The sequence below is a fragment of the Kribbella sp. CA-293567 genome (genome assembly GCF_027627575.1).
GTDB lineage: Bacteria > Actinomycetota > Actinomycetes > Propionibacteriales > Kribbellaceae > Kribbella.
Genome location: NZ_CP114065.1, coordinates 6388990 through 6415795 on the forward strand (window position 1 = coordinate 6388990; position 26806 = coordinate 6415795).

The following is a 26806-nucleotide window of genomic DNA, read 5'->3' on the forward strand; positions in this document are numbered from 1 at the left end:
TCAACTGTCTCCAGTCAGTCGGTGGGATAGTTCCTGCCGGACAGCGAACGATAGAGGCCGTAGGTCTGGCGTGAGAATCGGAGCGCTGAACGGACCGGACGGCGCTGGAACGCACGCTTGGTGCTGCGGAAACTGTAATTGTGCCTCCACCAACGGCGCAGCCGGCTACCTCCATAATGCCGGGGCTTGGCCCTGCCCATGTAGCGGATCGCCTTGAACCTGCCTGCGAAGATGTCGAGACCTGTGTTGCCGACCAGACCCCATCGGCTCATATGGCCGCCCCGGTACTTCCTGTAGTTGGAGGCGAAGCTGAATCCGACGGCCACTCCACTGGCGATTGCACAGGCCCCGACAGTGGCGATGACGCAGGCCCCGAAGGCAACGCCTCCGGCAATCGCCACTCGATGTTTCCAGGCCCACTTACCTGCGTTCTTCGCCTTGCATCGAAAGCCACATTTCCGCTTGCCGTCGAGATCGACGCTGTTGATCGGGTCCGACGGATACATGTAGGCGTTTTCGTTCCCTCCTCTGACCGGGTCGACCGAGGAGAACAGGCCGGTGGCGGCGTTGTAGAGGCGGACGCCCATCAGCATCAGGCCGGCGCCGGCGGTGGCTCGCTGTTTGGCGCCGAGCCAGCCGTAGTCGATTGCGCCCGTCTGGGAGGTGTTGGTTGCTGCTGTGTTGCCGTATTCGTCGTACGAGTTCCAGCCGTTGATGCTGGTGGCGGTGGAACCGGTGGTCGGTAGGTCCACGGAGGTGACTACGTCGCCGTGGGGGTTGGCCAGGGTCAGGTCGGCGCCTGCGTCGCTGACCGTGAGGCTCAGGTCGCCGCCGATCAGTTCTGCGTAGCGTTGGGTGCCGCCGCCGGTGGTGGTTACCCAGGTGGGGTTGTCGGAGGTGTCGGCGTAGTGGCGGGTTGTTTGTTTGGTGCCGTTGGCGTCTGTGACGGCTTCTACCGAGCGGCGGTCGAGGGCGTCCAGGGTGTACGTCGTGGTGGTGCCTCCCTGGGCGATCGACCTCGCCAGGTCGTTGTCGTAGTACGCGAGGGAGATGTCGCCGGCCGCGGGGCGTGGGGCGTCTGAGGCCGGGAGGGTGGTGGTGCGGCCCAGGGCGTCGTAGGTGTAGGTGCCTGCGCCGTTGGCGCCGGTGATGGGGCGGTCGGCGGTGTCGAAGGCTCTGGTCACCGCGGTGCTGCCGGTGGTGGTGCAGGAGCCGTCGGTGGCGGGGGCCGCGGTGGACTTGGTGAGGCGGTTGTCGTTGCGGTCGAAGGTGTAGGTGCGGGTGGTGCAGCCGGGGGTTTCGGTGGGGTCGGTGACGTCTGCGCCGGTGGTTGCGGCAGAGCGGTCGTGGACCTTGGCGAGGCGGCCGGCGTTGTCGTAGGTGTAGGCGCGGTCGTAGCCGAGGGCGTCGCCAGGAGCGTCTCCGGCGTCGCCGTTGAAGGCGGAGCCGTCGGGGGTCCATTCACGGGCGATTCGGCCGTCGACGTCGTTCGCGAGGGACCAGGACAGCCACGGGCCGTCCGGGTCGACGGTGGTCGAGCCGTCGTCGTTCAGGTTGGTGACCTGGCCTGTGTAGCGCAGGCCGACCGGTTCGCCGACGCTGTCGAGGTCGTTGTACTGCGTGACGCCACCTGGCAGCTTCTGGATCGTCATCGAACCGTCGGCGTCGTAGGCGCCGGTCGACGACCAGGTCGAGCCGGCGGTGGTGACCTCGACCTTCGTGGCGACGCCACGGCGTTCGGTCTTGCCTGCCGCGTCCGTACCGTCGTAGGTGTAGCGGGTCGAGCCGTTCGCGTCGGTGACGGTCGCGACCGCACCCGTGGCGTCGTAGACGGTCGTGGTGGCCTGCTCCCCCGACGGCTGGTACGTCGTCTGGCGTCCCCAAGAGTCGTAGCCGGTGGTGACATTGGTGGTCGAGTTGTCGGCGGCAGTCGCGGTCACGACTGTCGCTTGGCCGGTGGCCGGGTCGTAGGTCGTTGCCTTCCTGGTGTTCGGCGTCGATCCGGTCAGACCGGTGACCACCGTCGAGGTCGAGGCAGGACGGCCGTCCAGCAGGTACACCGTGGTCGTGGTGCGAGTCACCGAGCCCGAGGTCTCGGTCACCGTCTTCGGTGACAGCAGCCAGGTGAAGTTGCTGGTAGTTGTCGAAGGCAACGTCGGTCCAGAGGACGGAGCACCGGCCGGATAGGTCTTGCAGACCAGGCCTGCCCACTGCGGCTTCCCGCCACACTCGGCGAACGACGCGTTGGCCGCCGTCGTGTAGTAGACCGTCTTCGTCGTGCCGGCGTCCGTGCCGTTCGAGGCCGGCTGCCGGCTCTCGACGGCGCGACCTTCGGCGTCGTACCGGGTGAGCTTCACGATGTCGCCGGCGCTGTTCGTGCCGTCGAGATCGACGTCGGTGATCGACTTGCCGACCTGGCCGAGCTTCCAGCCGTCGGCGTCGCCCGCGACCGGCGGTCCGTAGTCGGTGAGCGACTGCGACGTCAGCTCCAGATCGGTGCCGGTGCCCGGATCATGGGCGTACGACGATGCTGTCGTCGGCAGGCGGTACGGCATGGACGTGTCCGGGTTGATCCCCGCGTTCGGCGCACCTTGGTCGAAGGTGGTGTGCGTGTGCGAGCGGACCCACTGGACGGTGCCGTTCTTCAACGCGGCGAAGCGCGACGGGCCGTAGGTGTCGGTGACCAGCGTGCCGGCCGGCGTCAGAACGGTGTCGCCGGCAGCGTTCTTAATCTCGGCGTTGTAGACCGTGACGTTGGCCAACTGGTCGACCGAGGCACCCGACGGCATCGCGTCGTCGATCACTGAGCGCAGGGCGCGTTCGTCCAGCTCGCGGACGGTGTTGCCCTGCTCGTTGTAGTCGGTCGACGTGTACTGCCAGTCGCCCGCGCCGTACTTCGCGGAGTTCACCGTGTACCCCGAAGCATCGGTGTACTGCAGATCGGCGTACTGCCAGTCGTCAGCGGTCGGCGCGCCACTCACCGGCCGGTCCGGACCGAAGACCGCGAAACCGTTGGTGGGCGTCGATTTCTGGTTCCACCGGGCCACCGAGGTGCTCGACAGGTCGGGCAGACCCGCGCCGGACAGCGGTACGTCGTACACGATCTTGGCGAGGGTCGCGGTGCCCCCGGCCGGATCACCAGCAGGGCGGTCGCGCTTGACCGAGTCGAGCTTCTCGCGCTGGTCGACGGTCACGTAGTTCAGCTGGAACGGGACCTGTCCGGCGGGCTTCACCGAGGTCAGGTGGTTGGCGGCGTTGTAGCCGTACTCCGCGGTCAGGTTCGATCGCGGGTCGAGGACCGAGGTGAGGCGGCCGCTGCTGTCGTAGTTGTAGTTGGCGACCCGGGTGGAGTCCATCGCCGGGCCACCGGCCTTGTCCGGATTGAAGATGTCGAGCCAGGCCACGGACAGCCGGACGTTGCCGTTGATCGTCGTGTAGACGAACCGCAGCGCGCGGCAGCCGGGGTTGAGCGTCCCTGTCGCCGGGCAGGTGACACCTGGCGGGGCGGGCGCCAGGATGCGCGTGATGCGCCCGGCGGCGTCGTACGAATAGGTGGTCTTCGACGCGATGCCCGGTTCGGCGATGCCCGCGGGACGGAACAAGGTCGCGGAGGCGGCGCTGGGAGCGGCCGCCGGCGTCCAGGTGGTGACGGTGCCGTCGTCCTCGGTGTAGGCGATCACCGTCGAAGCGCCCGAGCCGGTGACGGTCAACTTGGAGCCGTCGAGCTCGGTGTCCTCGTCGGCGGGGACCCAGGTACCGGTGGCGAAGGCGGCCGACGTACGGCGCTGGCCGTTCGGAGCTTCGAAGATCAGCCCCGTCCCGTCACCCTCGAGCAGCGCGATGGTGCCGTCGATCCGGGTGGAGTCGACCACCTCCATCCCCGCCGCCCCGGCGTCGGCGCCGTCGAACTGAGCGACCCAGCCCGGCCCGAACACCCCGTTGACCGTGTTGGGAGCGCCCGCGTAGGTGGAGTGAGAGCGGGAGATCGACAGGTCGCCGGTGTAGCCGGGAACCGAGATGTCGGTGGAGTCGGCGTTGAACTCGCCGGTCCACAGCGCGACCTGCCCCGGGCCGGCCTCAGCAGTAGGGAAACCGTTGCCGAAGGCACTGGGTACGCGCTGGATCGTGGTGTTCGGGGTCTGCGACCAGGAGCACTGACTGGAGGACGCGTAGGTGATGCAGACCTGGACGTCCAGCTTGACCGGGACCCGGTCGTTCAGCGTGGTCGGCTCGATCGCGGGGGTCGACGGGTCGGCGTCGACATTGGCGTCGATCTTGGCGTTGGTGGAGTCCCACAGGCCGGTGACGCGGATGCCGCCGGTGCCGTTGTCGGTGACGGTCAGCGGATTCTCGTCGACGTTCCAGCCGACGGTGTCGTGCTGGCCGTCACGGCTGTAGCCGGACAGCCGCCAGCGCACCTTCGCGGTCGGCATGGCGGACTGGCCGCGGGGCGGGCCGGAGGCATCGATCTTCACCGTGCTCGTGGTGGTGATCCGCGGACTGGCGGTGGGGGTGGCCAGCGAGGAACCGCCCCAGCCGAAGCTGTACGACGTACTGGCCGACAACCGGCCGGCCGGGGACTCAGCCTGGACCGAGATGCGGTGCAGACCCGGCGTGCCCTTCTTGATCGTCACCGTGGTCTTGGCGACCGCCGGGTCGCTCGACGGGTTGATCTTGATCTGACCGGCCGCGCCACCCGAGAAGTTGGACACGTACGGCTTGCCGTCGACCGTGGCTCGGACGTAGCCGGGAGCGGAGAAACCGCTGCCGGGCGCGGTGATCGTGCAGACGATGTCGTTGGCCGGAGCGGTGTCCTGCCAGGAGTTGATCCCGTACGGCGCCGGGCAGGAGATCGTCGGCGCCGCCGGTTGCAGGGTGCCTACCCGGACCGGGCTCCAGCCGGACCAGGCCGAGTCCTTGCGGCCGTCGTTCGACTTCGCCTTGACGTAGATCGCCGTGTTCTCCGGCAGGTTGGTGGTCGGCGTACAGCCCGCGGTGGTGCCGGACGGATAGACGGCCGAGGTGCAAGTGGCCTTCAGGCTGCTCGGTCCTTCAGGGCTGGTGTGGAACTCGAAGACGTACTTCACGGTGTTGCCGTCGGCATCGGTCGCCTTCGTGGACACCCACGGCTTCAGGTACGGCGAGTAGAGGGCCGTGGTGCCGTTCGGCGGCGCGTAGCCGACGGCCGACACATACGTCGGTACTGCGGGCTTCGCCGGCGGGCGGTTCCAGGTCAGCGTGATGTAGGGATCGGCGATCCCCGCCGTGGAGTAGAACTTCTTGTACGAGTTGGTGTCCTGCTCGTTGCCGGCGGTGAGAGCCAGGCCTCCGGTCGGGTACGACGCGGTCGACCAGGCCTGCGCGAGACCGGTCATCGGGATGGAGATCCGGCCACCCGGGCAGGAGCCGGAGAAGCCCTTGGCCGAGGACACCGTGCCGTAGACGCCGCCGAGATCCGGCTGGGCCGTCCATCGACTGGCGGTGGTGGCCGGTGTCGCCGAACGGGCGACGACGGCGCTCGGCGTACACGACCTCGAGGAGTGCTGCCACAGCGAGATGTTGGCCGACAGGATGTCCTTGCCGGCGAAGGGAGCGGTGCTGAAGTTGAGGAACGAGCGCGCCCAGAACGAGCCGTCGTAGCCGACCTGCAGGTCGGTGGAGCTCGACAGGTCGGTCGTGACGCCGGACCGGACGTAGGTGTCGAAGTTCGCCTTCGTCGTACCGGTCACGTACGTCGGGTCGACGGTCACCGGGTAGGAGCGGGCCGGGTCGAGCATCCACTTCGCGTCGGGCGCGACGACCAGGGTCGCCTTGCCGCGGGAGACCTGCTCGACGGTGACCTTGACGGTCGTCTTGTGCGCGGGCTCACCATTGGCCGCGACGCCCGAGTCCCACATGTAGCCGACCGGGATGGTCGAGTGGACCACGTTCTTGGCATCGACGAACTCGATCGTGCCATCGGCCAGCGCGCGGGGCGTCAGACCCTTTGTACGCAACGGGATTCGCCAGACCGGCGCGGTCACCGGACGGTGCTTGACGACGAAGTCGTTCTCGAAACCGTTGCGGCGGGCATCGAGGACGAGGTCGACGCCCGGCTGCACGTCGGCGTACGTCGCCTTGGTGCCGTTGAGGGTGGGCTCGGGCAGCTTCCAGGGGGAGATCCACTCGACCTGGCGGCCGGCGCCGGACGACGCCGACGCGAAGACCTGGCCGGTGCTGGTGTTGCGCTTGCCCAAGCGCACGCCGTGCTGGTGGCCGCGGGGAGCGACCGTGCCGTCGGCAGCCTTCTGCAGGGTCAGGTCGATCGACTGCCAGCGGCCCTTGGCCGTCTTGAACCGGATCGGTGCCGCGTGGGCGTCCGTCGTCATGGTCCCGTCAGGGTTCGACCACGTCGTGGACGTCTCGGTCCGCATCGACTCGACCTCGACCCGGGAGCCCTGAGCTCGCGCGGTCACCGAGGCCGAGATCACGTCGGGACGCGAGGTCACCTTCTGGGCGGCCGGTTTCGGGTCCTCCGCCGGCGCGGCCTCGGCGGGTTGATAGGTGTCCAGCGTCGTGGCCAGCAACGCCAGTGAGACCACCGCGGCGACCACCCGTGGAAATTTCTGGATCCGGGCACGTTGAGATCGATCGAGAACGAACACAGGACTCTCCCCAATAATCGCCGGCCTGGGCTGCTGTGGCGACGGGACGGTCGCCAAGCGGGTCGGCGCTCGCTACATCGGGGCCGCTGCCGGCCTGTTACCGAAATTGCAGCAAGCTGCAGATTCGGGCTTTCAGGTGTTGGCGGCCTGGCGGATGTGGTGGGCGAGGGCCTTGACCGGCGGGGTGATGCCTGCGGAGGCGTAGCAGAGCAGGTGGGTTCGGGTGGCCCACGCATCGGTCAGGCGGGTGATGTCGAGGGCCGGGTTGCCGTCCACCGAGCGGAGTGGGGCGATGGCGAGGCCTACGCCCGCGGTGGCGAGGGTGATGAGGGTGTGCAGGGTCGGGACGAGGGTGCGGTACCGCGGGGCGGGGGCGTGCGGGCCGAGGCGCCGGTCCATCCAGGTGCGGAGTGTGGAGCCCAGGTCGAGGCCGATCATGGGGTGCTCGGCGACCTCGGCGTACGGCATGGAGGGGCGGCCGGTGAGCAGGCCGCCGGACTGGCCGATGACGACCAGGGAGTCGTCGACCAGGGGTTCGGTGCGGAGGGTGGTGCCGAGGGTCTCGTCGTCGTCCAGGACGATGCCGAGGTCGGCTTTGCCTTCCGACAGCAGGCGCAGGGAACGCGGCGTGCGTTGCTCCGAGACGGTGACGTCGTGTTCGGGGTACTCGCGGAGGAACGACGCCAAGGCGGCCGGGACGACCCGGTGCATGGCAGAACCGCCGGAGACCAGGACGAGCGGGCGCGACCGGGCTGCGGTGTAGCTGGCGACGGCGCTGTCCAGGCGCGTGGTCTGCGCCAGTACTTCGCGGGCGTGGCGGGCGAGTGTCGTACCGGCCGGGGTTGGGCGCACTCCCCTGCGTTCGCGGATCAGGAGCGGTACTCCGGCGTGCGCTTCGAGCGCTCTGACCCGCGCACTGGCCGAAGGCAGACTCAGGTGCATCTGGACCGCCCCGGCCGTGATCGAGCCTTGGTCCACGACCTGGACAAAGAGCCGGAGGTCATCGAGGTCGTAGCGCATGACGGCCAGCCTACGTCTGAGACAGAGGCTGACTGCGGCAAATACGCATTGCGCTGCCACCTCGATCCCCCGATGCTCTAGAGATGACCGCGCTGCTGATCGTCCTGCTCGCGGGAGTCGCGGCCGGAGCGCTGAACTCGGTCGGAGGCGGCGGAAGTTTCGTCGCGTTCCCTGCACTGGTGGCGATCGGCGTCTCCGCGGTCACGGCGAACGCGGCCACGACCGTCGCGCTGCTACCTGGCGGACTGGCCAGCCTCTGGGTCTACCGGCACGATCTCCGGCCGCTGCCGAGCACCTCGATCCGCGCGCTGACCACGACGAGCGTCGTCGGCGGGGCGCTCGGCGCGGGACTGCTGCTCCTGCTGCCGTCGGAGTCCTTCGACGCGGTCGTTCCCTGGCTGCTCGCCTTCGCCACTTTCGTGCTCGCCTTCGGCCGCCGGATCACGAGCGCTCTCAGGACGCGGGTCGCCGGCCGGCCGGCGATCGTGGCCGGCCAACTGCTGCTCTCCCTCTACGGCGGGTACTTCGGCGGCGCCTCCGGACTGATGATGGTCGCGTTCTGGAGCGTGGCCGCGAGTGTCGATCCCGGCCGCCTCAACCCGCTGCGGCAGGCTCAGATGGCGGCGATCTACCTCACCGCGGGCGCCGTCTTCCTGGTCGCCTCGGACGTCCTCACCGAATGGCCGAAGGTACTCGTGATGCTCAGCGGCGCGATCATCGGCGGGTACGGCGGCGCCTCCATCGGGCGCAGGCTTTCCACCTCCGTACTCCGCGCGATCGTGGTGACGTCGGCTGCCGCGATGACCGTCGGCTACTTCGTGATCGCGTCATGATCGCCGCTGAATCCCTGGCCCGGCTGACAGTCGCCTGGGAGGCGTGCCAGTTGGCCGAGACCGCGCGGACGGCGGTCACGCTCGAGGACGATCCCGACGAACTGCTCGCGCGGGCGCACGAAGTACTGGCCGCCGCCGAGCGGTACGCCGCCGCCGTCCACGCCTTCACCTGCAGGCGAACCACCGTCGCGCCGGTTGCCTGGTCGTTGCCTGAGGCACCGGAAGAAGCGGCGGCGGATCTGGACGACTGGGTACTCCGGCACAGCGACGGCGAGACACCCGGCTCAGCACCGATCTCCGGCCGGCTCACCGACTCTCCCTGACGCCGCCCTGACTGCCGCGCCGTTCAGTTGATCAGGCGTTCGACGATCGTGGTCATCCGGTCGACCGGGATGGCGAAGCCGATGCCGATGCTGCCGGAGCGCGACGACGTACCGAGGGTGGCGATGGCGGTGTTGACGCCGACCACCTGACCGGCCGCGTTCACCAGTGGGCCGCCGGAGTTGCCCGGGTTGATCGCGGCGTCGGTCTGGATCGCCGTCTGGCGGTTGCCGTTGTCGCCGAACCGGGCCTGCCGGCCGACGGCGCTGACGATGCCGGCCGTCACCGTTCCTTCCAGTCCGAGCGGTGAGCCGACCGCCAGCACCGGGTCGCCCACCCGGAGGGACGAGGACCGGCCGAGCGTGAGCGCACGCAGTCCCTCGACATCGCCGCTGACCTGAAGGACGGCGAGGTCGTTGTCCGGGTCGACCCCGACGACGCGCGCGGCCACGGTGCGCCGGTTGGACAGGACCAGTGACACATTGCTCGCTCCTTCCACCACGTGCGCGTTGGTGACCACGTGCCCCTGCTGGTCGATCGCGAACCCCGAACCGGTCGCCCGCCCGGCCCGGACCGAAACGACGCCCGGCAGCACGCTCGCCGCGGCCGCCGCGATCGAGCCTTCCTGCGCACCGGCCGACGGCGCCGCGGCTTGGGGCAGCTCGACGGGAGCACTGACCGCGGGCCGAGAGTCACCCCAGTTTCCCGTGACCGCGCCGGCCAAACCGCCCGCCAGTACGGAGAGCGCGATCCCCGTGGCCAGGACGCGGCCGGTACGGCGTACCGGGGTTGGGGCCGTCACCCCGGCGCGAGGTGCCGCGGCCGGAGAGGGGGGAGCCGGCGGAGCGGCCGCCGGGGTGACGGTGAACGGGGCGCCCACAGGTGGACCGGTGGGCGCAGGTGGGGCGGTGGGTGGCGGACCGGGCTGGTAGTGCGGCCCGCGGAAGGGATGACCGAGATGAGGGCTCACTGAAGGCTCCAAAGGACTTAAGGCAGCCGCGAGAACCACAGGAGCGAGGCCAGGCCGGCCAGCAGTGCGACGGCCAGGGCGATACCCGCCACCAGGTTGGTGATCTCGCGTTCCTCGGTGGTCCAGCCGATCGACGACTGGAGGTCGGAGTAGACGGAGCGCAGTTCCTCGTCGCTCTCCGCGGAGTAGAAGGAACCGTTGGTCGCCTCGGCCAGTCCGCGCAGCGAGTCGGCATCGGCGGGGACCGGGATGTTCCGGCCTTCGATGGTGACCGTTCCCTGCGGCGTGCCGTAGGCGATCGTCGAGACCGGTACGCCGGCCTCGGTCGCCGCCTGGGCGGCTTCGTCGATCGGCCGGCCCGAGGTGTTGCCACCGTCGGACAGCAGCACGATCCGGGTCGGCGGCGGGTCGGTGGCCGCGTCGGCGTCCAGCGTGCGGACCGCGGCGAGGCTGGTCAGGACGGCCTCGCCGATCGCGGTGCTGTCGGTCAGGGCGAGCCGGCTGATCGCATCCACGGTGGCCTGGTGGTCGGTGCTGGGAGGCGTCACCACGCTCGCGGTGCGGGCGAAGGAGACCAGCCCGACGTTGAACTGCTCGGGCAGGCTGTTGACGAACTCGGTCGCGGCACTCTTGGCGACCTCGAAGCGGTTCGGTTCGACGTCGGTGGCGGCCATCGAGTTGGAGATGTCCATCGCGACGACGACGGTGGCGCGCTCCCGCGGTACCCGCACGTCGGTGACAGGACGGGCGATCGCGATCGTCAGCACGGTGAGCGCCGCCAGGAAGGCGAACGCCGGCGCGTGCCGACGCCAGCCGGGACTCTTCGGGGCGACCTTCTCCAGCATCGGAAGGGTGGCGAAGCGGACGGCGTACTGGCCGCGGCGGCGTTGGGCGAAGACATAGGCCACGACCAGAGCCGCGACGATCAGCAGCAGCCAGAGCCACAGGGGTTGCTCGAACTTCATCGGATACCGGTCCTCCTTGTGTCACGTGGTTGAAGTTGTTCGAGTGACTGCGGTGCTCAGCCGCGAGGTGCGTGCCTGAGCGCCGCAGGCGCCGAAGAACTTCGACCACGTGACACTCTCGGGGTTCTGCGGGTGTTGGCGCGTTTGCGGGCGGTGGCGAAGGCGGCGACGTCGCGGACCCAGTCGGTGTCGGTGCGGAGCACCAGGTGGGCGGCACCGGAAGCGTGGATCGCCTGCGTTGTCTGCTCGCGGTGCTCTCGCATCGCGGTGGCATAGCGTTGCCTGAGGCGTTTGCTGCTGGTCTGTACTTCGCGGGTGCGGCCGGTCTCGGGGTCCACCAATGTGAGCAGACCGACTTCGGGGAGTTCGAGCTCGCGAGGATCGAGGATCTCGACGGCGATGACCTCGTGCCGGGCGCCGAGGCGTCGCAAGGAGTCGGCCCAGCCGGCGCCGGACCCGCCGGCGGTGGTCGGGTCGGCGGTGGCCGGGTCGGGCCAGGGCGGGGTGTGGAAGTCGGAGATGACCAGGCGCAGACCGGGCCGTGGATGTTCGCGGTTCAGGCGGGTGATGGCGTGTGCCAGGTCCGTCGCCGGATGTTCACCAGGAGTTGCTCTGGGCAACGAGAGCAACGTACGCAGGGTACGACGGAGAGCCGCCGAGCCACTGACGCCGGGGATCCGGCGAATTTCGTTGCCTAACGCAACACGAACGCCGAGCCGGTTGCCGGGACGGTCCGCGAGCAGGGCGACCGCGCCGACGATGGCGACGGCGAGATCGCGTTTCTCCGACAACGCCGTACCGAAGTCCATGCTCGCCGAGGCGTCGACCAGCGCCCAGGTCTCCAGCTCGCGCTCCGCCAGCGGCGCGCGGACGTGCGGCTCCAGCGACCGCGCGGTGACGTTCCAGTCCATCCGGCGGACGTCGTCCTGACCGGCCTGGTACGGCCGGGCCTCGTTCGGTTCGCTGCCCGGGCCGCTCCGCAGGCCGGTGATCTCGCCGTGCAGGAAGCCTTCCAGCTTCCGTTTCACCGAGAGTTCCAGCGAGCGGAGCGCGCGCTCCCGTCCGGCCAGCAGGTCGGGACCTGTCATGCCGCCGACCCCTGCTGCGCCTGATCGGCCGGTACGACGTGCGGCTGCTCGATCGCGTGCAGGACCCGCGACACCACGGCCCTCGGGTCCACCCCGTCGGCCAGCGCGTCGAAGGTCAGCACCAGTCGGTGCGCCATCACGTCGTGCGCCACGTCGTACACGTCGGCCGGCAGCACGTAGTCCCGGCCTCGCAGCAGGGCGAGCGCACGACCGGCCGCGACCAGGCCGAGGGTCGCCCGCGGGCTCACCCCGAACTCCAGTACGCCGCCGAGATCGTCGATCCCGTACTGCGCCGGCTCGCGTGTCGCGTGCACCAGCCGGACGACGTACTCCGCCACGGCGTTGTGCACGAACACGTCCTCGGTGGCCTCCTGCAGCTCGCTCACCATCTGCGGCGTCAGCACACCGCTGGCATGCGGACGGCGCGAGCTCATCCGCTGCAGGATCGTCAACTCCTCCAGTGGGGTCGGGTAGTCGACGGTGATCTTCAGCAGGAACCGGTCGCGCTGCGCCTCGGGCAACGCGTAGACGCCCTCGGACTCGATCGGGTTCTGGGTGGCGAGCACCAGGAACGGCTCCGGCAGCGGGTAACTGACACCGCCGATGCTGACCTGGTTCTCGGCCATTGCCTCCAGCAACGCCGACTGCACCTTGGCCGGTGCGCGGTTGATCTCGTCGGCGAGCACCAGGTTGGCGAAGATCGGGCCCAGCTCGGTGTCGAACCCCTCCGCCGACGGCCGCCAGATCCGGGTACCGACGATGTCGCCGGGCACCAGGTCAGGCGTGAACTGCAGCCGCGCGAACCGGCCGCCGATCACCTCCGCCAGCGTCCGCACCGCCAGCGTCTTGGCGACACCGGGCACGCCCTCCAGCAAACAGTGGCCGCGGGCAAGCAATCCGACGAGCATCCGCTCGACCAGCTGGTCCTGCCCGACGACGACCCGCTTCACTTCGAAGAGCGCCCGCTCCAGTACTGCGGTCATGCGTTGCCCGCCACGTCGGGCTGCTGCTCACCCTGCGGCTGGGACGGCTGGGCGCCCTGCTCCGCGCCGCCCTGCTGACCACCGGAGCCGTCCTTCTCCGGGCAGTCCCGCGTGCTCTGGCCGGACGTGGCCGAGCCTTCTTCCACCGTGACATAGCCCTGTTCGGGCGCCGGGTCGTTGCCGGCGGCGTACGCGACCCCGCCGGCGCCGAGAGCGGCGACGGCGATCGCAGTACCGAGCAGGAGGCGTTTGCCGGGGAGATTCATGCTGACTCCTTCGAGTTCGGATGGTGAGCACCAATTCATCAGGCCACCCCGAAAACGACCGGAAAGCAGAACGAAAGTCCGGCGAAAGGGCAGACCCGGTGCACGCCTTCGCGCGGCTACCTTGGACTCGTGCGATTACTGGTGGTGGAGGACGAGGAAGGTCTGGTCAGCGCGCTGCGCTCGGGACTCGGCCGGGCCGGCTATGCCGTGGACGCGGCGCTGACCGGGGCCGAGGCGGTCGAGAAGCTCGCCAGTACGCCGTACGACCTGGCGATCCTCGACATCACGCTGCCGGACACCAGCGGTCTCGACCTGTGCCGCGCGGTCCGGCGCGGCGAGATCGAGGTGGCGTCCGGGCGCGAGCTGCGGGTGCTGATGCTGACCGCGCGCGCCTCGCTCGCCGACCGGGTCCGCGGGCTCGACGAGGGCGCGGACGACTATCTGACCAAGCCGTTCGCGCTGGTCGAGCTGCTGGCCCGGATCCGCGCGTTGCTGCGCCGCGACGTGACGAACGGGACCACGCAGCTGCACGTCGGCGACCTCGTGCTCGACAGCGCGCGGCACCTGGCGACCAGAGCCGGCCGGGAGTTGCCGCTGACGCTGAAGGAGTTCGGCGTACTGCGGTACCTGATGTCGCGGCCCGGTCATGTCGTCTCGGCCGAGGAACTGCTGGAGCACGTCTGGGACGAGAACGCGGATCCGTTCACCCAGAGCGTGCGCGTGACGGTCGGCACCCTGCGCCGCAAGCTCACGCTGGCGGGCGAGGAAGCCTTGCTGGAAACGGTGATCGGGCGCGGCTACCGGCTCAGGGGTGACGCATGAGGAAACCCAACCTGCCGGCCTGGACCCAGACGATCCGCTTCCGGCTGACGCTGACCTACTCCGCGGTCCTGATCGGGCTGTCGGCGCTGGTGCTGGGCGGGCTGTACTTCTCGCTGTCGGCGTACCTCGATCCGAAGCCGATCGACCCGATCACGGTGAAGAAGTACTACCTCGACAAGCACGGCCAGCCGCACGTCAAGGAAGGGTTCACGATCCAGGCCGCGGACCTGTCCAGCATCCAGTCGGCGGTGAACTACCAGACCCTGCAGACGCTGAAGACCTACTCGACGGCCGGGATGGGCGTGCTGCTGCTCTTCAGTCTCGGCACCGGCTGGTGGCTGTCGGGTCGCGCCCTGAAACCGGTCAGCCGGATCACCGCGACGGCGCAGGACATCTCCGCGACCGACCTGTCCCGCCGGATCGCGATGGACGGGCCGAAGGACGAGCTGCGCAATCTCGCCGACACCGTGGACGACATGCTCGAGCGGCTGGAGGCGGCCTTCGTCGCGCAGCGGCAGCTCGTCGACGACGCGTCCCACGAGCTGCGCAATCCGCTGGCGGTGATCCAGGCCAACGTCGACGCCGTACTGGCTCATGACGACACGCCCTCGGAGGATCGGGCCCAGGCGACCGCGATCGTCTCTCGCGCGATCCAGCGGATGACCCGGCTGGTCGAGGACCTGCTGGCGTCCGCTCGCCGGTCGTCCCCGGCGTTCGTGGATGCCGATGTCGACCTCGCCGCGATCGCGGGTGAGGCGGCTGAGGAGTACGCGCTACTTGCGGCCGATCGAGAGCTCCGACTGGTACGGCGACTCGCGCCCGGGCCGATCGCGGCCGGGGACGGCCAGGCGCTGCGCCGGGCGGTCGACAACCTGCTGTCCAACGCGGTCCGGCTCGCCCGCGGTGGCAGCGAACTCGTGCTGGCGGTCGGGAGCCGCAACGGTTGGGCCTGGATCGCCGTACGCGACGAAGGGCCGGGCATCGCGGTCGAGGACACCGACCGCGTCTTCGACCGCTTCTTCCGCTCCGGCCAGCGCCAGCCACCGGCGACGGTCCCCCTCACCGACCCCTCCAGCGGCCCGTCGACCAGTCAACGCCGAGCTGGCCTGGGCCTCGCCATCGTCCGCCAGATCGTCGAGTCCCACGGCGGCTCGGTGTCCCTGCACTCCGAGGTAGGCATCGGCTCCACCTTCGTCCTCTGGCTCCCCGAACGCTCCCTCACCAACACCACCCGCAGCTCCCCCACACCCCCCACCGAAGACCCCCTCGGCCCCCGGCCCAGCTGAAGGTTGTAGCTGCTAGCGCGTGCTGCCGAGGAGTGGGCGGGTGCCGTTGAGTACTGCGGCGTAGCGTTCCCGGACTTCGCCGGCTGCCTCGTCGGTGAGCACCTGGGACTCGGGCTTGCTCATGGCTACGTCCCAGGTCGGGATGGAGCCGGTGGCTGCCCAGGCGGCTTGGCGAGCTGCGCCGAGGGCGACGTACTCGGCTGGCTCGGGGAGGACGACGGGGGCGCCCAGGAGGGCCGGGGCGAGGGCCTGTACTGCGCGGGAGCGGGCTGCGCCGCCGAGCAGGAGGATCCGGTTGACCGGGACGCCCTGGGCTCGGAGGGCGTCGACGGCGTCGGCGAGGCCGCAGAGCATGCCTTCGACGGCGGCGCGGGCCATCGTGGCGGGCTGGGCTGTGGTGCGGGTGAGGCCGTAGATGAGGCCGGTGGAGTGCGGTAGGTCGGGGGTGCGTTCGCCGTCGAGGTACGGGAGCATGACGAGGCCGTTGCTGCCGGGCGAGGTCAGCGCGGCTTCGTCCAGTTCGGCGAGGTCCATGCCGAGCAGCTGAGCAGTTGCCGACAGCACCCGTGCGGCGTTCAGCGTGCAGACCAGGGGCAGGTAGTCGCCGGTCGCGTCCGCGAAGCCGGCGACGAAACCGCTCGGGTCAGTGGTCGGCATGGTGGATCGAGCGAACGCAGTACCGCTGGTTCCGAGGGAGACGGCGACATCGCCGGGCTGCAGGTCCAGACCGAGGGCGGCGGCCATGTTGTCGCCGGTGCCTGCGGCAAGGGAAATGCCGGCAGCGGTCTGTCCGACCACCTCGGCCGGTCCGGCCACCCGAGGCAGCTGGAGCGAGCGACCGAAGGCCAGCTCGACAAGGTCGGGGCGGTAGTCGTTGGTTGTCGGCGACCACCAGCCGGTACCGGAGGCGTCGCCCCGATCCGTCGTCAGGTCGGAGATGCCGGACCGGTCGGCCGCAAGCCGGTGCGTCAGCCAGTCGTGCGGCAGTGCGACGGCTTCGGCCCGCTCAGCCGCGTCGGGAGCAGCGCCGCGGACCCAGCGCAGCTTGGTGACGGTGAAACTCGGCACCGGCACGGAACCGATCGCCGCGGCCCAGGCCTCCGGGCCACCCAGCTCGGACACCAGCGAGGTGGTCGCGTCGGCCGAGCTGGTGTCGTTCCACAACACGGCCGGGTGGACGACCGCGCCGGCGCCGTCGAGCAGGACCATGCCGTGCTGCTGACCGGCGACCGACAACGCCGAGACTCCGTCGAGCAGACCGTCGGACGCGATCGACCAGGCCTTCCACCACTCGGCCGGGTCCACCTGGGTGGCGTCGGGATGCGGCGCGCGGCCTTCCCGCAGTACCTCCCCGGTGTTCGCGTCGCACACGACCACCTTGGTCGCCTGGGTGGAACAGTCCACACCGGCGACCAGTCTCGGGTCAGTCATCTGGCTCCCTCTCTGAAACAGCTTGGTGCCGCAGTACTTCGCGGGCGAGGTCGGTCGTCGTCACCAGGGTGCTGACCAGACCGGCCCGGACCGCGGCGATCACCGCCGGGGCGCGCTGGGTCCCCGCGGCCAGTGCGACCCGCTCCGCCGGACGGCGCAACTGGTCGACCGACACCGCGATGATCATCTGCTCCAACGGTGACTCGACCAGTCTGCCGTCCAGGTCCAGCAGATGTCCGCTGACCTCGGCGATTGCTCCCCCGGCCAGGCCCTCGTCCCGGAGCTCCTCCGACACCGCGTCCCAGACCGTCGAGCAGCCCGCGCGCCAGGCGCCGATCGCCACCACCGAGATGTCCAGCCCGTCGGCGAGCGCCAGGGTGTCGGCGATGCCGGGCTGCCGGCGCAGCGCGGTGACCGCCGCGATGTCGTCCACCACGAGCGGCGCGTGGACTGCGTGCGCCGTACCGCCGGCCAGGGCCGCGGCGCGGCGGGCGAGATCCATCGTGCTGCCGCCGCCCGCGGGCGAGTGCAGCGAACCGGCCATCTGGATCACCGTGCAGGCCGGCAGCGCGTCGAGATGGTCGACCATCGCGTCGACCGCGCGGCTCCAGGTCAAGCCGAGCAGATCACCGTCGCGGACCAGCGGAGCGACCGTCCGGGCCGCCGCCTCGGCCACCTGGTCACGGACCTGCTCGGGCGATCCGGAGGTGTGGGTGACGACGCAGCGCGGTACCCCGAGCGCGGTCGCGAGCTGCTCGGACAGCCCCCGGTCGATCGGGCTCGGGTTCTTGATCTGGATCTGCACGATGCCGCGGCTGCGGGCGTCCTCGAGCAGCCGGGCGACCTTGAACCGGCTCAGCTCCAACTGCTTGGCGATCTCGACCTTGGAGGTGTTGTCGAGGTAGTAGCGACGGGCGACCTCGGCCAGCAGTTCGTCGTCCTGGTCGCCCTCTCCGAGCAGCTGTTCCCGGCTGTTCACGCTCACCCCGCCACCAATCCTTCTCCGTGATTCCCCCGCACCGTAACGGTTCGGGCCTCCTGCCGCGAGCGGCCGCCAAAGGATGGTCAGCCGGTGCGCGCCTCCAGCGTCGCCCGGGCTCCACGCTCGTGCAACGAGGTCAGCGCCGAGGTGTAGGCCCGCACGAACCGCTCGTCGTCGACCAGGTCACCGAACAGATCCCGGTCGGACACGAAGAGCAACGGCCGGTCGCGATTGTGCTGGGCCCGCTCGACCAGCCGGTCGCGCAAGCGGTCCACCACCTCGATCGGCTCACCCTGCTCGTCCACGCCCTCGGCGTACCGGGCCCAGGCGGCGATGACGAGTGCGGCGTGCTCGATCCCGCGATCGGCCGCGAGCTGTTCGCGGACCACCGGAACCAGCCACTTCGGGATCCGGTCGGAGCTCTCCGCGCAGAGGCGGGCCAGGGTGTCGCGGACCTCGGGGTTCGCGAACCGCTCGATCAGCTGATGCTTGTACTCGTCGAGGTCGACGCCCGGCACCGGCGGCAGCGTCGGCGTACCTTCGGTGTCCATGTAGCCGAGGAGGAAGTCGACGAACAGCTTGTCCTGACAGACCTCGTGCGCGTACCGGTAGCCGGACAGATATCCCAGGTAACAAAGGGCTTGGTGGCTCGCGTTGAGCAGCCGCAGTTTCATCAGCTCGTACGGCTCGACGTCCTCGACCAGCTGCACCCCGGCGTCCTCGAACGGCGGCCGGTCACCGCCGAAGTCGTCCTCCAGCACCCACTGGGTGAACGGCTCGCAGACCACCGGCCAGCCGTCCTGTACGCCGAACCGCTCCGCCAGCGCCTCGCGATCGGCGTCCGCGGTGACCGGCGTGATCCGGTCGACCATGCAGTTGGGGAAGCGCACCTCGCTCTCCAGGAAGTCCGCGATCTCCGGATCCTTCAACCGGGCGAAGGCCGCGAACATCTTGCGCGCGACGTGCCCGTTGCCCGGGATGTTGTCGCACGACATCACCGTGAACGGCGCGACCCCGGCGGCCCGCCGCCGGGCCAGCGCCTCGACGATGAAACCGAACGCGCTCCCCGGCAGCGCGCCCGGCTCCAGGTCCGCGGCCAGGCCGGGATCGGACGCGTCCAGCTCGCCGGTCACCTGGTTGACGTGGTACCCACCCTCGGTGATGGTCAGCGAGACGATCCTGGTCTCCGGATCGGTCAGCCGGGCCAGTACCGCCTCCGGGTCGTCCGGCGCGAACAGGTAGCCGACGATCGAGCCGATCACCCGTGGCTCCAGCGTCCCGTCGGGATGCTTGACCACCAACGTGTACAGGTGGTCCTGCGCGGCCAGCACCTCGGCCATCCGCCGGTCGTGCGGCAGGACGCCGACGCCGACGATGCCCCAGTCGAGCGCCTTGCCGTCGTTCATCAGCTGGTCGAGGTACATCGCCTGGTGCGCGCGGTGGAAGCCGCCGACACCGAAGTGCACGATGCCCGGGCGGACCGCCGTACGGTCGTACGCCGGTACGCCGACCTGCTCGCCGAGCGATCCGAGACCGGCCTGATCGAGCTGCTGCACCTTGCCTCCTGGAGGGGACGTCGTCACTTGACCGCCCCGAGCGACAGACCCTGGACGAGCTTGTCCTGGGCCGCGAAACCGGCGATCAGCACGGGCAGCGACACCACCAGGGACGCGGCGCACACCTTCGCGAGGAACAGGCCCTGGCTGGTGACGAACCCGGTCAGGAACACCGGCGCGGTCTGCGCCACGGTACCGGTCAGCACCCGGGCGAAGAGCAGTTCGTTCCAGCTGAAGATGAAGCAGATCAGCGAGGCGCTCGCGATCCCCGGCATCACGACCGGCGCCACCACCGACCGCAGGGTCCGGAACAGGCCGGCCCCGTCGACCGACGCCGCTTCGAGGATCTCCACCGGCACCTCGGCCAGGAAGCTGCGCAGCATCCAGACCGCGATCGGCAGGTTCATCGAGGTGTAGAGCACGATCAGCAGCCAGATGTTGTCCAGCAGCCCGGCGAACTGGGCGAACAGGTAGATCGGCAGCAGGCCCGCGACCACCGGCAGCATCTTGGTGGAGAGGAAGAAGAACATCACGTCGGTCCACTTCTTCACCGGCTTGATCGACAGCGCGTACGCCGCCGGGAACGCCAGCAGGATCACCAGGATCGTGGACAGGATGCTCGCGGTGAGGGAGTTCGCGATCGACGGCCAGGGGCCGGTGTCGAAGAACGACCGGAAGCCGTCCAGGGTCAGCGGCGCGGTCAGGGCGGGCGGGTTCTTCGCCGCGTCCTCCTCAGCGTGGAACGAGGTGAGCGCCATCCACAGCACCGGCAGCACGAACATCACGCCGACGATCCAGGCCAGCGCGCTGAGCGCCATCCCGCCGCCACGGTTCTTCCGGCCGGTCACAGTCGTCACTTGGCCGCTCATCGGCCCTCCTCCTTGAACAGGGTGGACACCGAACGGAGCGCGAAGGTCGCGATCGCGATGGTGCCGATCACGACGATCACCCCGGCGGCCGAGGCCCGGCCGTAGTCGTGGGCGGTGTAGAAGGTCTGGTAGATCGAGTACGGCAGGTTCGCCGTACCGAGTCCGCCGGAGGTGATGGTGAAGACGGCGTCGAAGTTCTGGACGACGTAGATCGAGCCGAGCAGCGCGCTCAGTTCGAGGTACTGGCGCAGGTGCGGCAGCGTCATGTAGCGGAAGATGTCCCACTGGCTCGCGCCGTCGATACCGGCGGCCTCGATCACGTCGAGCGGGCGGCTCTGCAGGCCGGCCAGGATGATCAGCATCATGAACGGCGTCCACTGCCAGACCAGCGCGAAGATCACCGACCACAGCGGCTGGTTGCTGATCCAGTCGGGCTGCGGCGCGTTCTCGCCGAAGATCCAGGTCAGCACCCCGTTGAAGAGCCCGTACTCCGGGTTGTAGAGCGCGTGCTTCCACAGCAGCGCGGCCGCGACCGGCACCACCAGGAACGGCGTGATCATCATCGTCCGGACCAGGCCGCGACCGCGGAACTTCCGGTCGAGCAGCAGCGCGATGCACAGGCCGAGGACCAGGCTGATCAGGACCACGCCCGCGGTCAGCAGGACGGTCACCCAGATCGCCTGCCGGGTGTTCGCGTCGGTCAGCACCCGGCGGAAGTTGTCGAACCCGGCGAACCCGCGCTCGTCGGGGTAGTAGGCGTTCCAGTCCATGAAGGAGGTGATGATCGTGACCACGAACGGCAACTGGGTGACCACGATCATGAAGATCAGCGCGGGCAGCAGCGGCGCCCGCCGGGCCCAGTCGCCGGTACGGCGCAGCATCGTGCCCGGCTGGTTGGGCGGAGTGGCCGCATGACGGCCGGGACGCACCTCGGTGTCGACACTCATGTCAGCCTCACTTCGCTTCTCTGGCGCGATAGCGCTCGGCCACGTCGTCGGCGAGTTCCTGCCCGCGTTTCAGGGCCTCCTCGACGCTCATCCGGCCGGCGATCGCCGAACTGACGTCCTGGCTGACCTGGGTGCCGAGATCGGGGAACTCGGGGATGTCGACGAACTGGATCCCGATCGCCGGTCGCGGCTGGACGCCGGGGTTGCGCGGGTCGGCGGCCTCGATCGCCTGCCTGGTCGGATCCGCGAACGCCGAAGCCTCCTTGCGGTACTCGGGGTTCTCGTACGTCGAGGCCCGCTTGCCGGCCGGGACGCGGGACCAGCCGAGCTCCTTGCCGACCAGCTCCTCGTACTGCTTGCTGGAGGCCCAGGAGATGAACTTCCAGGCGTTGTCCTTCTTCTTGCTCGCCTCCTGGATGCTCCACGACCAGGCGTACAGCCAGCCGGAGCTGTCGGTCTTGACGACCGGCGCGGGGGCGTAGCCCATCTTGCCCTTGACGGGTGAGTTCGGCGCTTCCAGTGAACCGGCGGCCGAAGTGGCGTCGTACCACATCGCTACGTTGCTCTGGACAACGTTGTTCAGGCACTCGGTGAAGCCGGCCTGCGGCGCGCCGAGCTCACCGTGGTTGCGAACCAGGTCGACGTAGAACTTGGTCGCCTCGGTGAACTCCGGGGAGTCGACCTTGGCCTGCCAGTCCTCGGTGAACCAGGTGCCGCCGAAGGTGTTCACCACCGTGGTCAGCGGGGCGAACAGCTGGCCCCAGCCCGGCTGGCCGCGCAGGCAGATGCCGCGCATCCCGGGCTGGGCGTTGTCCACCTTGGCCGCGATGTCGGCGACCTGCTGCCAGGTCGGCTTGGCCGGCATCTCGACGCCCTTGGCCTGCAGGATGTCCTTGCGGTACATCAGGAACGACGACTCGCCGTAGAACGGTTCGCCGTACACCTTGCCGTCCTCGCCGGACAGCGACTCGGTCATCGACTTCAGGATGTCGTCCTGATTGAAGGTCTGGTCCTTGGCGATGTAGTCAGACAGCGGCGCGATCCACTTGCTCTTGGCGTAGATCGGGATCTCGAAGTTGCTCAGCGAGGCGACGTCGTACTGGCCGGCCTGGCTGGAGAACTCCTGGCTGATCTTGTCCCGGACGTCGTTCTCCGGCAGGACGGTGTAGTTGACCTTGATCCCGGTCTCTTTGGTGAAGTTCTCCGCGGTCAGCTTCTGCAGGTCGACCATCTGCGGGTTGTTCACCATCAGCACGTTGATGCTGTCGGCGCCACCACCTCCCGCACCCCCACCCCATCCGGCGCAGCTGCTCACTCCGGTCACCAGCAGGAGTGCGATCGCCACACCTCCGATGCGTTTGCGCTGTTCCAGCACGGGCTGCTCCTTCGCGATCGGGCGGGTGTGCTCATATGAGCAGCGGACTGCTCATCGTTGAGTGAACCGAATACGGCCCGGCCTGTCAAGAGTTCGGGTAACAGTCGAGCGGATCGTTGCTCATCTGAGCATGCCGTCGGGGTTCACCGCAGCTGAAGCATGTTGGCCCTGAGTTCGCCGGCGACCGCCCTGGCCTCCGGACGGTCCAGCCGCCACACTGTGCGGTGATGCCTGAGGTCGAGACCCGCCTGCTCGGCGGCACCGCCAACCGGGGGCTGGTGGTGCGGGTCGGCCAGACCGTACGCCGCCCGCTCCGGCCGAGCAGCCCTGCCGTCCATGCCCTGCTGGAACACCTGGAGAAGATCGGCTTCGAAGCCGTACCCCGCTTCCTGGGGGTGGATGCGCAGGGACGCGAAGTGCTCACCTACGTGCCCGGCGAGACCGTGCAGGCGCCGTACCCCACCTGGTCGATGAGCGACGCGGCACTGGAGAGCGTCGCTCACTTGCTGCGTCGGTACCACGAGGCGGTCGCCTCGTTCGCGCCGGCCGGCCACCCGTGGGCCGAACCGGTGCCGGCGGCGTACGACGAAGGCCTGGTGGGGCACAACGACCCGAACCTCGACAACATCGTCTTCCGCGACGGGTTGGCGGTCGCCCTGATCGACTTCGACCTGGCCGGCCCCGGATCGGCCCTGTGGGACGTCGCCGCCGCGGTCCGCCTGTGGGCACCACTGCGCCCCGACGCCGACATCCACGACCCGCGCCAAGGCCAGTCCCTCGCCCGCCTCCGCCGCTTCGCCGACGCCTACGACCTCTCGGACCCCGACCGCAACCGCCTGGTGGACGCCGCTGCCGCCAACCACATCTGGTGCATGGACTACGTCCGCCGCGGCGCCGAATCCGGACACCCGTGGTTCCACCAACGCTGGGTAGCAGGCGAATCCCTGCTGACGGACCGGACGAACGCGTGGTTCACCAAGCACCACGCGATGCTGGCTGACGCCCTGCGGTTGTGACTGTCTCCCCGCACGCCAACTGTTGTTGCCCACCGCCCACTCCATCGCGCCGTCTGCCTTCCACTGCAGGCGATTGCGCCTTTCTCCCTCTCGAACAGCTCGTGGCGCTGGGCGCCACCTCGCTCCGCCCTGATGCTGACGCCGCTCATCGCCTCGATGCGGAGGAGCCGCTTGGTTGCCGTCAGCTGTCGATCGGTTGCGTACCTAGCGACAGGAAGTAGTACCGTTTCCGCATGCCGGCCGCAATACTGCGAGCGTGCCGCGCGATGCTGCCGGCGACTACTTCCTGTCGGTAGGTACAACGGCCCCCGCACACCTCACCAACCCATCTGCCTAGAACAACTCCTGGCGCTACGCCCCACGTCACTTCCGCGCAGCCGCTGACGCGGCTAAGCCTTCGAGGTGCATCAGCCATCTGACCGCCGACTGCGGCAGACCTCTCGTGTGCTGGCTACAGCCGACCCACCTATCGCGGACTCCACCCACCAGCCCACCTCCGCCTCAACAACTCGTGGCGCTACGCGCCACCTCGTCTCCGCCTAGATGCTGACGCCACTCATCACCTCGATGCGGACGAACCGCTTGGTTGCCGTCAGCTATCGACCGGTTGCGTACACAGCGACAGGAAGTAGTGCCGTTCCCGCGCGCCAACCGCGATGCATCGAGCGTGCCGCGTGATGCCGCCCGCTACTACTTCCTGTCGGTAGGTACAACCGCCCACGTATCGCAGACCTCACCCAAGCAGCCCGCCTCGGCTCTTGAACAGCTCGTGGCGCTACACGTCACCTCGTCTCCACCTGGATGCTGACATCACCTCAAGATGGACAAGCCGCCTGATCGCTGACATTCATCAACCGGTTGCGTACACAGCGACAGGAAGTAGTGCCATTTCTTCCTCTCAGCCGCATTGCTCTGAGCGTGCCTGGTGATGCCACCGCCTACTACTTCCTGTCGGTAGGTACACAACCCGGCGCAGAGCCGCGGCGGTTCACGTGCAGACAGGCCGTCCTTCGCAATTGCCTACATCGCAGGCTTGACGGCACTGACATTTCGGCGGAAGGGAGGTGGCGCCCAACGCCACGAGACCTCAGCGGGCGGTCGTTGGTCCTTTCCTCGGATGTGGGAGTGGCTCAGGGCTTCGCCACCAACCGGGGGCGAAGAAGCGGCAGCACCGGTCCGAGCATGCCGTTTGATCTGCATCGCGGGCTTGGCCGCGTCAGCATCCCGGTGGAAGCGAGGTGGCGCGCAGCGCCACGAGCCCTGGGCGGACGACCGTTGCACCCTTCGGTCAGCGCTGGCCCCAAGCACGTCGGCTGATTCGTATCGCAGGATCCGGTCACGTCAGCATCAGGGCGAAGCGAGGTGGCGCGCAGCGCCACGAGCACTTCTCAGGCGACCGTTGCACGTCCTAGGCCCAGCGCTGAGCTGAGCAATTGGCTGATCCGCATCGCAGGGGTTGGACGCGCCAGCGTTCCAGCGGAGCGAGGTGGCGCGCAGCGCCACGAGCTCGGGACTACGGTCAGCCTTTGGTGGCCGCGATGAGCGTGGTGATGCGGCGGCGGGCGGCTTTCGGGTGCAGGGGTTCGCAACCGGCGTCGACGCAGCGCTTCACCACTCGGGGATCGTCCTTCAGCAGCAGCAGTCCTCGGCGCAGCAGTGTGAAGGGCGGCTTGCGATGTTCGCGGAGGTCGCGCTGGAACCGGCGTACGAAGGTGACGATCCGGTGATGCCGCACACAGATGCCGGCGGCCAGCAACCCGCGTTCCCGCAACTCCCCGACGATCTGGTCGGCGAAGATGCCCTCGGCAACCACCAGCGCCGCCCCGCCTGTCTGCACAGGCCGATGCCCGACGGTTCCGTCCGCCGAGATGTCGTAGATCGGCATTTCCGCGACCCCGGTGACGCACAGCAGCTCCAGCGCCGCCACCGCCCGCTCGCCGTCCCAGGATCCTGGATCGTCCCAGTCGACGATCCCCAACGGCGAGCGAGGCATCGCCTCGTCATCCCCGTCGCGATAGAAGTCGTCGAGCCGCACCACCGGCAGCCCCACAGTCTCCGCCAACCGCGATTTCCCAGCCCCCGAAGGCCCCGCCAGCAACACCACCCGAGCACTCACCCGCCGCATTCTTCCCTACCCGCAGATTTCCCCACGATCCCCACCGTCGCCGTCCCGTACTACGCCTGCCCCCGGCTCGAAAAGGCGAGGCCACACCCGTCAGCGGAGGCGGGCGAGCCGGCGCCGCAGGTCGGGTTCAAGCGGATCCCCATCGCAGGGTTGGCCGCGTCAGCATCCGGGCGGAGTGAGGTGGCGCGCAGCGCCACGAACCCTGGGCGACATCACAGGCTTGCCGCACCAGCACGCAGCAGCCCGCACCCAGCACCCAGCACCCAGCACCCAGCAGAATCCACCAGCCGGGCCTCACCCAGCCTCAGCTGGTCCGAGGGTGCACCTCCGGATGCGCCGCCCACCACGGAGCGTACGTCGGGCTGCGGAGCGCATGATCGGTGTAGGCCCTGGCGATGGCGAGATAGGTGGTCTCGACCTGGTCGTCGGTGATCCGGCTCCGGCGCCAGGCGAGGACGAGCCGGCCGCGGAGAGGATCGCCGGCCAGCCGCCGGATCGCCATGCCAGTGGCTCCGAGTGACGTGGGCTCGACCAGTTGTACGGCGCGGCCGGTCTGGATGAGTTGCCTGCCACCGCCGCTGGGCGCCTCGTAGCGGACCTTGGGACTGTAGCCCGCCCGGCGGCAGGCGGCGCGGAGCGAGGCCAGCGAGCCGTCGTCGGCGCCGGGTGGACTGATCCAGGCCTCGTCGGCGAGGTCGGCCAGGTCGATCTCCGGCCGGCCGGCCAGCGGGTGGCTCGACGACAACGCGATGAAGAACGGCAGCCGGGGCAGAACCGTGCGCTGGGCAACGTCCGGCGCCAGCGGTACGTCGCTGTCGTCGTTCATCCCGATCACCGCGAAATCCGACCGGTGATGGGTCAGCGCCTGCGCGAGGCTGATCGCGGACGCGTCGATCTGGACGCTGATCTCGATCGGGTCCAGCGCCGTCTGGACCCGCTCGACCATCGTGCCGACGCACTCCATGTGTGCCGTTCCCATCCGCAACGACCGCAGCGACGTCCCGGCCGACAGCGTCAGGTCACCGGCGAACGAGTCGAGCTCGGCCAGTACCAACCGGGCGCGTTGCAGCGCGCGTTCACCGAGGGCGGTAGGTCTGACGCCGGTCCGGCCGCGCTCGAACAACTGCCCGCCGAGCGATCGCTCGAAGCGCTGCAGGAGCCCGGTCAGAGCTGGTTGCGAGATCCCCAGCAGCGCGGCGGCCCTGGTCACGCTACCGGCCTCGGCGATCGCGCAAATCGCCCGCAGATGGCGGATTTCCGGATCCATCACATGAGGCTATCGCTGTTGGGATGACCGTGGCAGTGCT

Annotated in this window: 20 protein-coding genes; 5 read left to right on the top strand and 15 right to left on the bottom strand. The window is 69.2% G+C overall.

Annotation, left to right across the window (positions count from 1 at the left end; translation table 11 throughout):
• Window positions 1-14: 14 nt before the first annotated feature.
• Window positions 15-6644: an RHS repeat-associated core domain-containing protein gene (locus OX958_RS29595; RefSeq protein ID WP_270133281.1), complete on the bottom strand. Its 6630-nt coding sequence runs from the start codon at window positions 6642-6644 to the stop codon at window positions 15-17.
• 132 nt (window positions 6645-6776) lie between these two features.
• Window positions 6777-7664: a LysR family transcriptional regulator gene (locus tag OX958_RS29600; RefSeq protein ID WP_270133282.1), complete on the bottom strand. Its 888-nt coding sequence runs from the start codon at window positions 7662-7664 to the stop codon at window positions 6777-6779.
• An 83-nt stretch (window positions 7665-7747) separates the two neighbouring features.
• Between OX958_RS29600 and OX958_RS29605 the strand changes: the two genes are divergently transcribed.
• Window positions 7748-8497, top strand: a complete 750-nt coding sequence (locus OX958_RS29605) for a sulfite exporter TauE/SafE family protein (RefSeq protein ID WP_270133284.1) — start codon at window positions 7748-7750, stop codon at window positions 8495-8497.
• Window positions 8494-8820 (top strand): hypothetical protein, encoded by a 327-nt coding sequence (locus tag OX958_RS29610; RefSeq protein WP_270133286.1) that lies wholly within the window; start codon window positions 8494-8496, stop codon window positions 8818-8820. Before OX958_RS29605 ends, OX958_RS29610 begins: the two co-directional genes overlap by 4 nt.
• A gap of 23 nt (window positions 8821-8843) precedes the next feature.
• On the opposite strand, the gene OX958_RS29615 is transcribed toward OX958_RS29610, so the two are convergent.
• Genes OX958_RS29615 through OX958_RS29635 form a run of 5 tightly spaced genes read right to left on the bottom strand, consistent with a single transcriptional unit; the run spans window position 8844 to window position 13090 of the window.
• Complete coding sequence (locus tag OX958_RS29615; RefSeq protein WP_270133288.1) at window positions 8844-9788, bottom strand: S1C family serine protease; 945 nt, start codon at window positions 9786-9788, stop codon at window positions 8844-8846.
• 17 nt (window positions 9789-9805) lie between these two features.
• Entirely contained in the window at window positions 9806-10753 is a 948-nt protein-coding gene (locus OX958_RS29620; protein WP_270133290.1) for a VWA domain-containing protein, read from the bottom strand.
• Between the two features lie 56 nt (window positions 10754-10809).
• Entirely contained in the window at window positions 10810-11841 is a 1032-nt protein-coding gene (locus tag OX958_RS29625; RefSeq protein WP_270133291.1) for a DUF58 domain-containing protein, read from the bottom strand.
• The gene (locus OX958_RS29630; protein ID WP_270133292.1) at window positions 11838-12824 is read right to left on the bottom strand and encodes an AAA family ATPase; all 987 of its coding nucleotides are present in this window, start codon (window positions 12822-12824) and stop codon (window positions 11838-11840) included. The genes OX958_RS29625 and OX958_RS29630 overlap by 4 nt, the downstream gene beginning before the upstream one ends.
• A complete protein-coding gene (locus OX958_RS29635; protein WP_270133293.1) occupies window positions 12821-13090 on the bottom strand; it encodes a hypothetical protein in 270 nt (89 codons plus the stop codon). The genes OX958_RS29630 and OX958_RS29635 overlap by 4 nt, the downstream gene beginning before the upstream one ends.
• Window positions 13091-13219: 129 nt before the next feature.
• Between OX958_RS29635 and OX958_RS29640 the strand changes: the two genes are divergently transcribed.
• Together OX958_RS29640 and OX958_RS29645 are read left to right on the top strand one after the other, a co-directional pair.
• Window positions 13220-13912, top strand: a complete 693-nt coding sequence (locus OX958_RS29640; protein ID WP_270133294.1) for a response regulator transcription factor — start codon at window positions 13220-13222, stop codon at window positions 13910-13912.
• The gene (locus OX958_RS29645; protein WP_270133295.1) at window positions 13909-15198 is read left to right on the top strand and encodes a sensor histidine kinase; all 1290 of its coding nucleotides are present in this window, start codon (window positions 13909-13911) and stop codon (window positions 15196-15198) included. Before OX958_RS29640 ends, OX958_RS29645 begins: the two co-directional genes overlap by 4 nt.
• 12 nt (window positions 15199-15210) lie before the next feature.
• Here OX958_RS29645 and xylB read toward each other — a convergent pair whose 3' ends face one another.
• From xylB to OX958_RS29675, 6 genes are all read right to left on the bottom strand, one after another.
• Complete coding sequence (xylB, locus tag OX958_RS29650; protein WP_270133296.1) at window positions 15211-16629, bottom strand: xylulokinase; 1419 nt, start codon at window positions 16627-16629, stop codon at window positions 15211-15213.
• Window positions 16622-17614: a sugar-binding transcriptional regulator gene (locus tag OX958_RS29655; RefSeq protein ID WP_270133297.1), complete on the bottom strand. Its 993-nt coding sequence runs from the start codon at window positions 17612-17614 to the stop codon at window positions 16622-16624. The genes xylB and OX958_RS29655 overlap by 8 nt, the downstream gene beginning before the upstream one ends.
• Before the next feature lie 80 nt (window positions 17615-17694).
• Window positions 17695-19167 (bottom strand): mannitol dehydrogenase family protein, encoded by a 1473-nt coding sequence (locus OX958_RS29660; protein ID WP_270133298.1) that lies wholly within the window; start codon window positions 19165-19167, stop codon window positions 17695-17697.
• Window positions 19168-19190: 23 nt separating this feature from the next.
• Window positions 19191-20036: a carbohydrate ABC transporter permease gene (locus tag OX958_RS29665; protein WP_270133299.1), complete on the bottom strand. Its 846-nt coding sequence runs from the start codon at window positions 20034-20036 to the stop codon at window positions 19191-19193.
• The gene (locus OX958_RS29670; protein WP_270133300.1) at window positions 20033-20983 is read right to left on the bottom strand and encodes a carbohydrate ABC transporter permease; all 951 of its coding nucleotides are present in this window, start codon (window positions 20981-20983) and stop codon (window positions 20033-20035) included. The genes OX958_RS29665 and OX958_RS29670 overlap by 4 nt, the downstream gene beginning before the upstream one ends.
• A gap of 7 nt (window positions 20984-20990) precedes the next feature.
• On the bottom strand, window positions 20991-22358 hold the full coding sequence (locus tag OX958_RS29675; protein WP_270133301.1) for an ABC transporter substrate-binding protein: 1368 nt from the start codon (window positions 22356-22358) through the stop codon (window positions 20991-20993).
• 227 nt (window positions 22359-22585) lie between these two features.
• Between OX958_RS29675 and OX958_RS29680 the strand changes: the two genes are divergently transcribed.
• Window positions 22586-23374: a phosphotransferase gene (locus OX958_RS29680; protein WP_270133302.1), complete on the top strand. Its 789-nt coding sequence runs from the start codon at window positions 22586-22588 to the stop codon at window positions 23372-23374.
• A 1519-nt stretch (window positions 23375-24893) separates the two neighbouring features.
• On the opposite strand, the gene OX958_RS29685 is transcribed toward OX958_RS29680, so the two are convergent.
• Window positions 24894-25436 carry an ATP-binding protein gene (locus tag OX958_RS29685; RefSeq protein WP_270133303.1) on the bottom strand — a complete coding sequence of 181 codons (543 nt, stop codon included), beginning with the start codon at window positions 25434-25436 and terminating at the stop codon, window positions 24894-24896.
• A gap of 367 nt (window positions 25437-25803) precedes the next feature.
• Window positions 25804-26766: a LysR family transcriptional regulator gene (locus OX958_RS29690; protein ID WP_270133305.1), complete on the bottom strand. Its 963-nt coding sequence runs from the start codon at window positions 26764-26766 to the stop codon at window positions 25804-25806.
• Window positions 26767-26806: the final 40 nt, after the last annotated feature.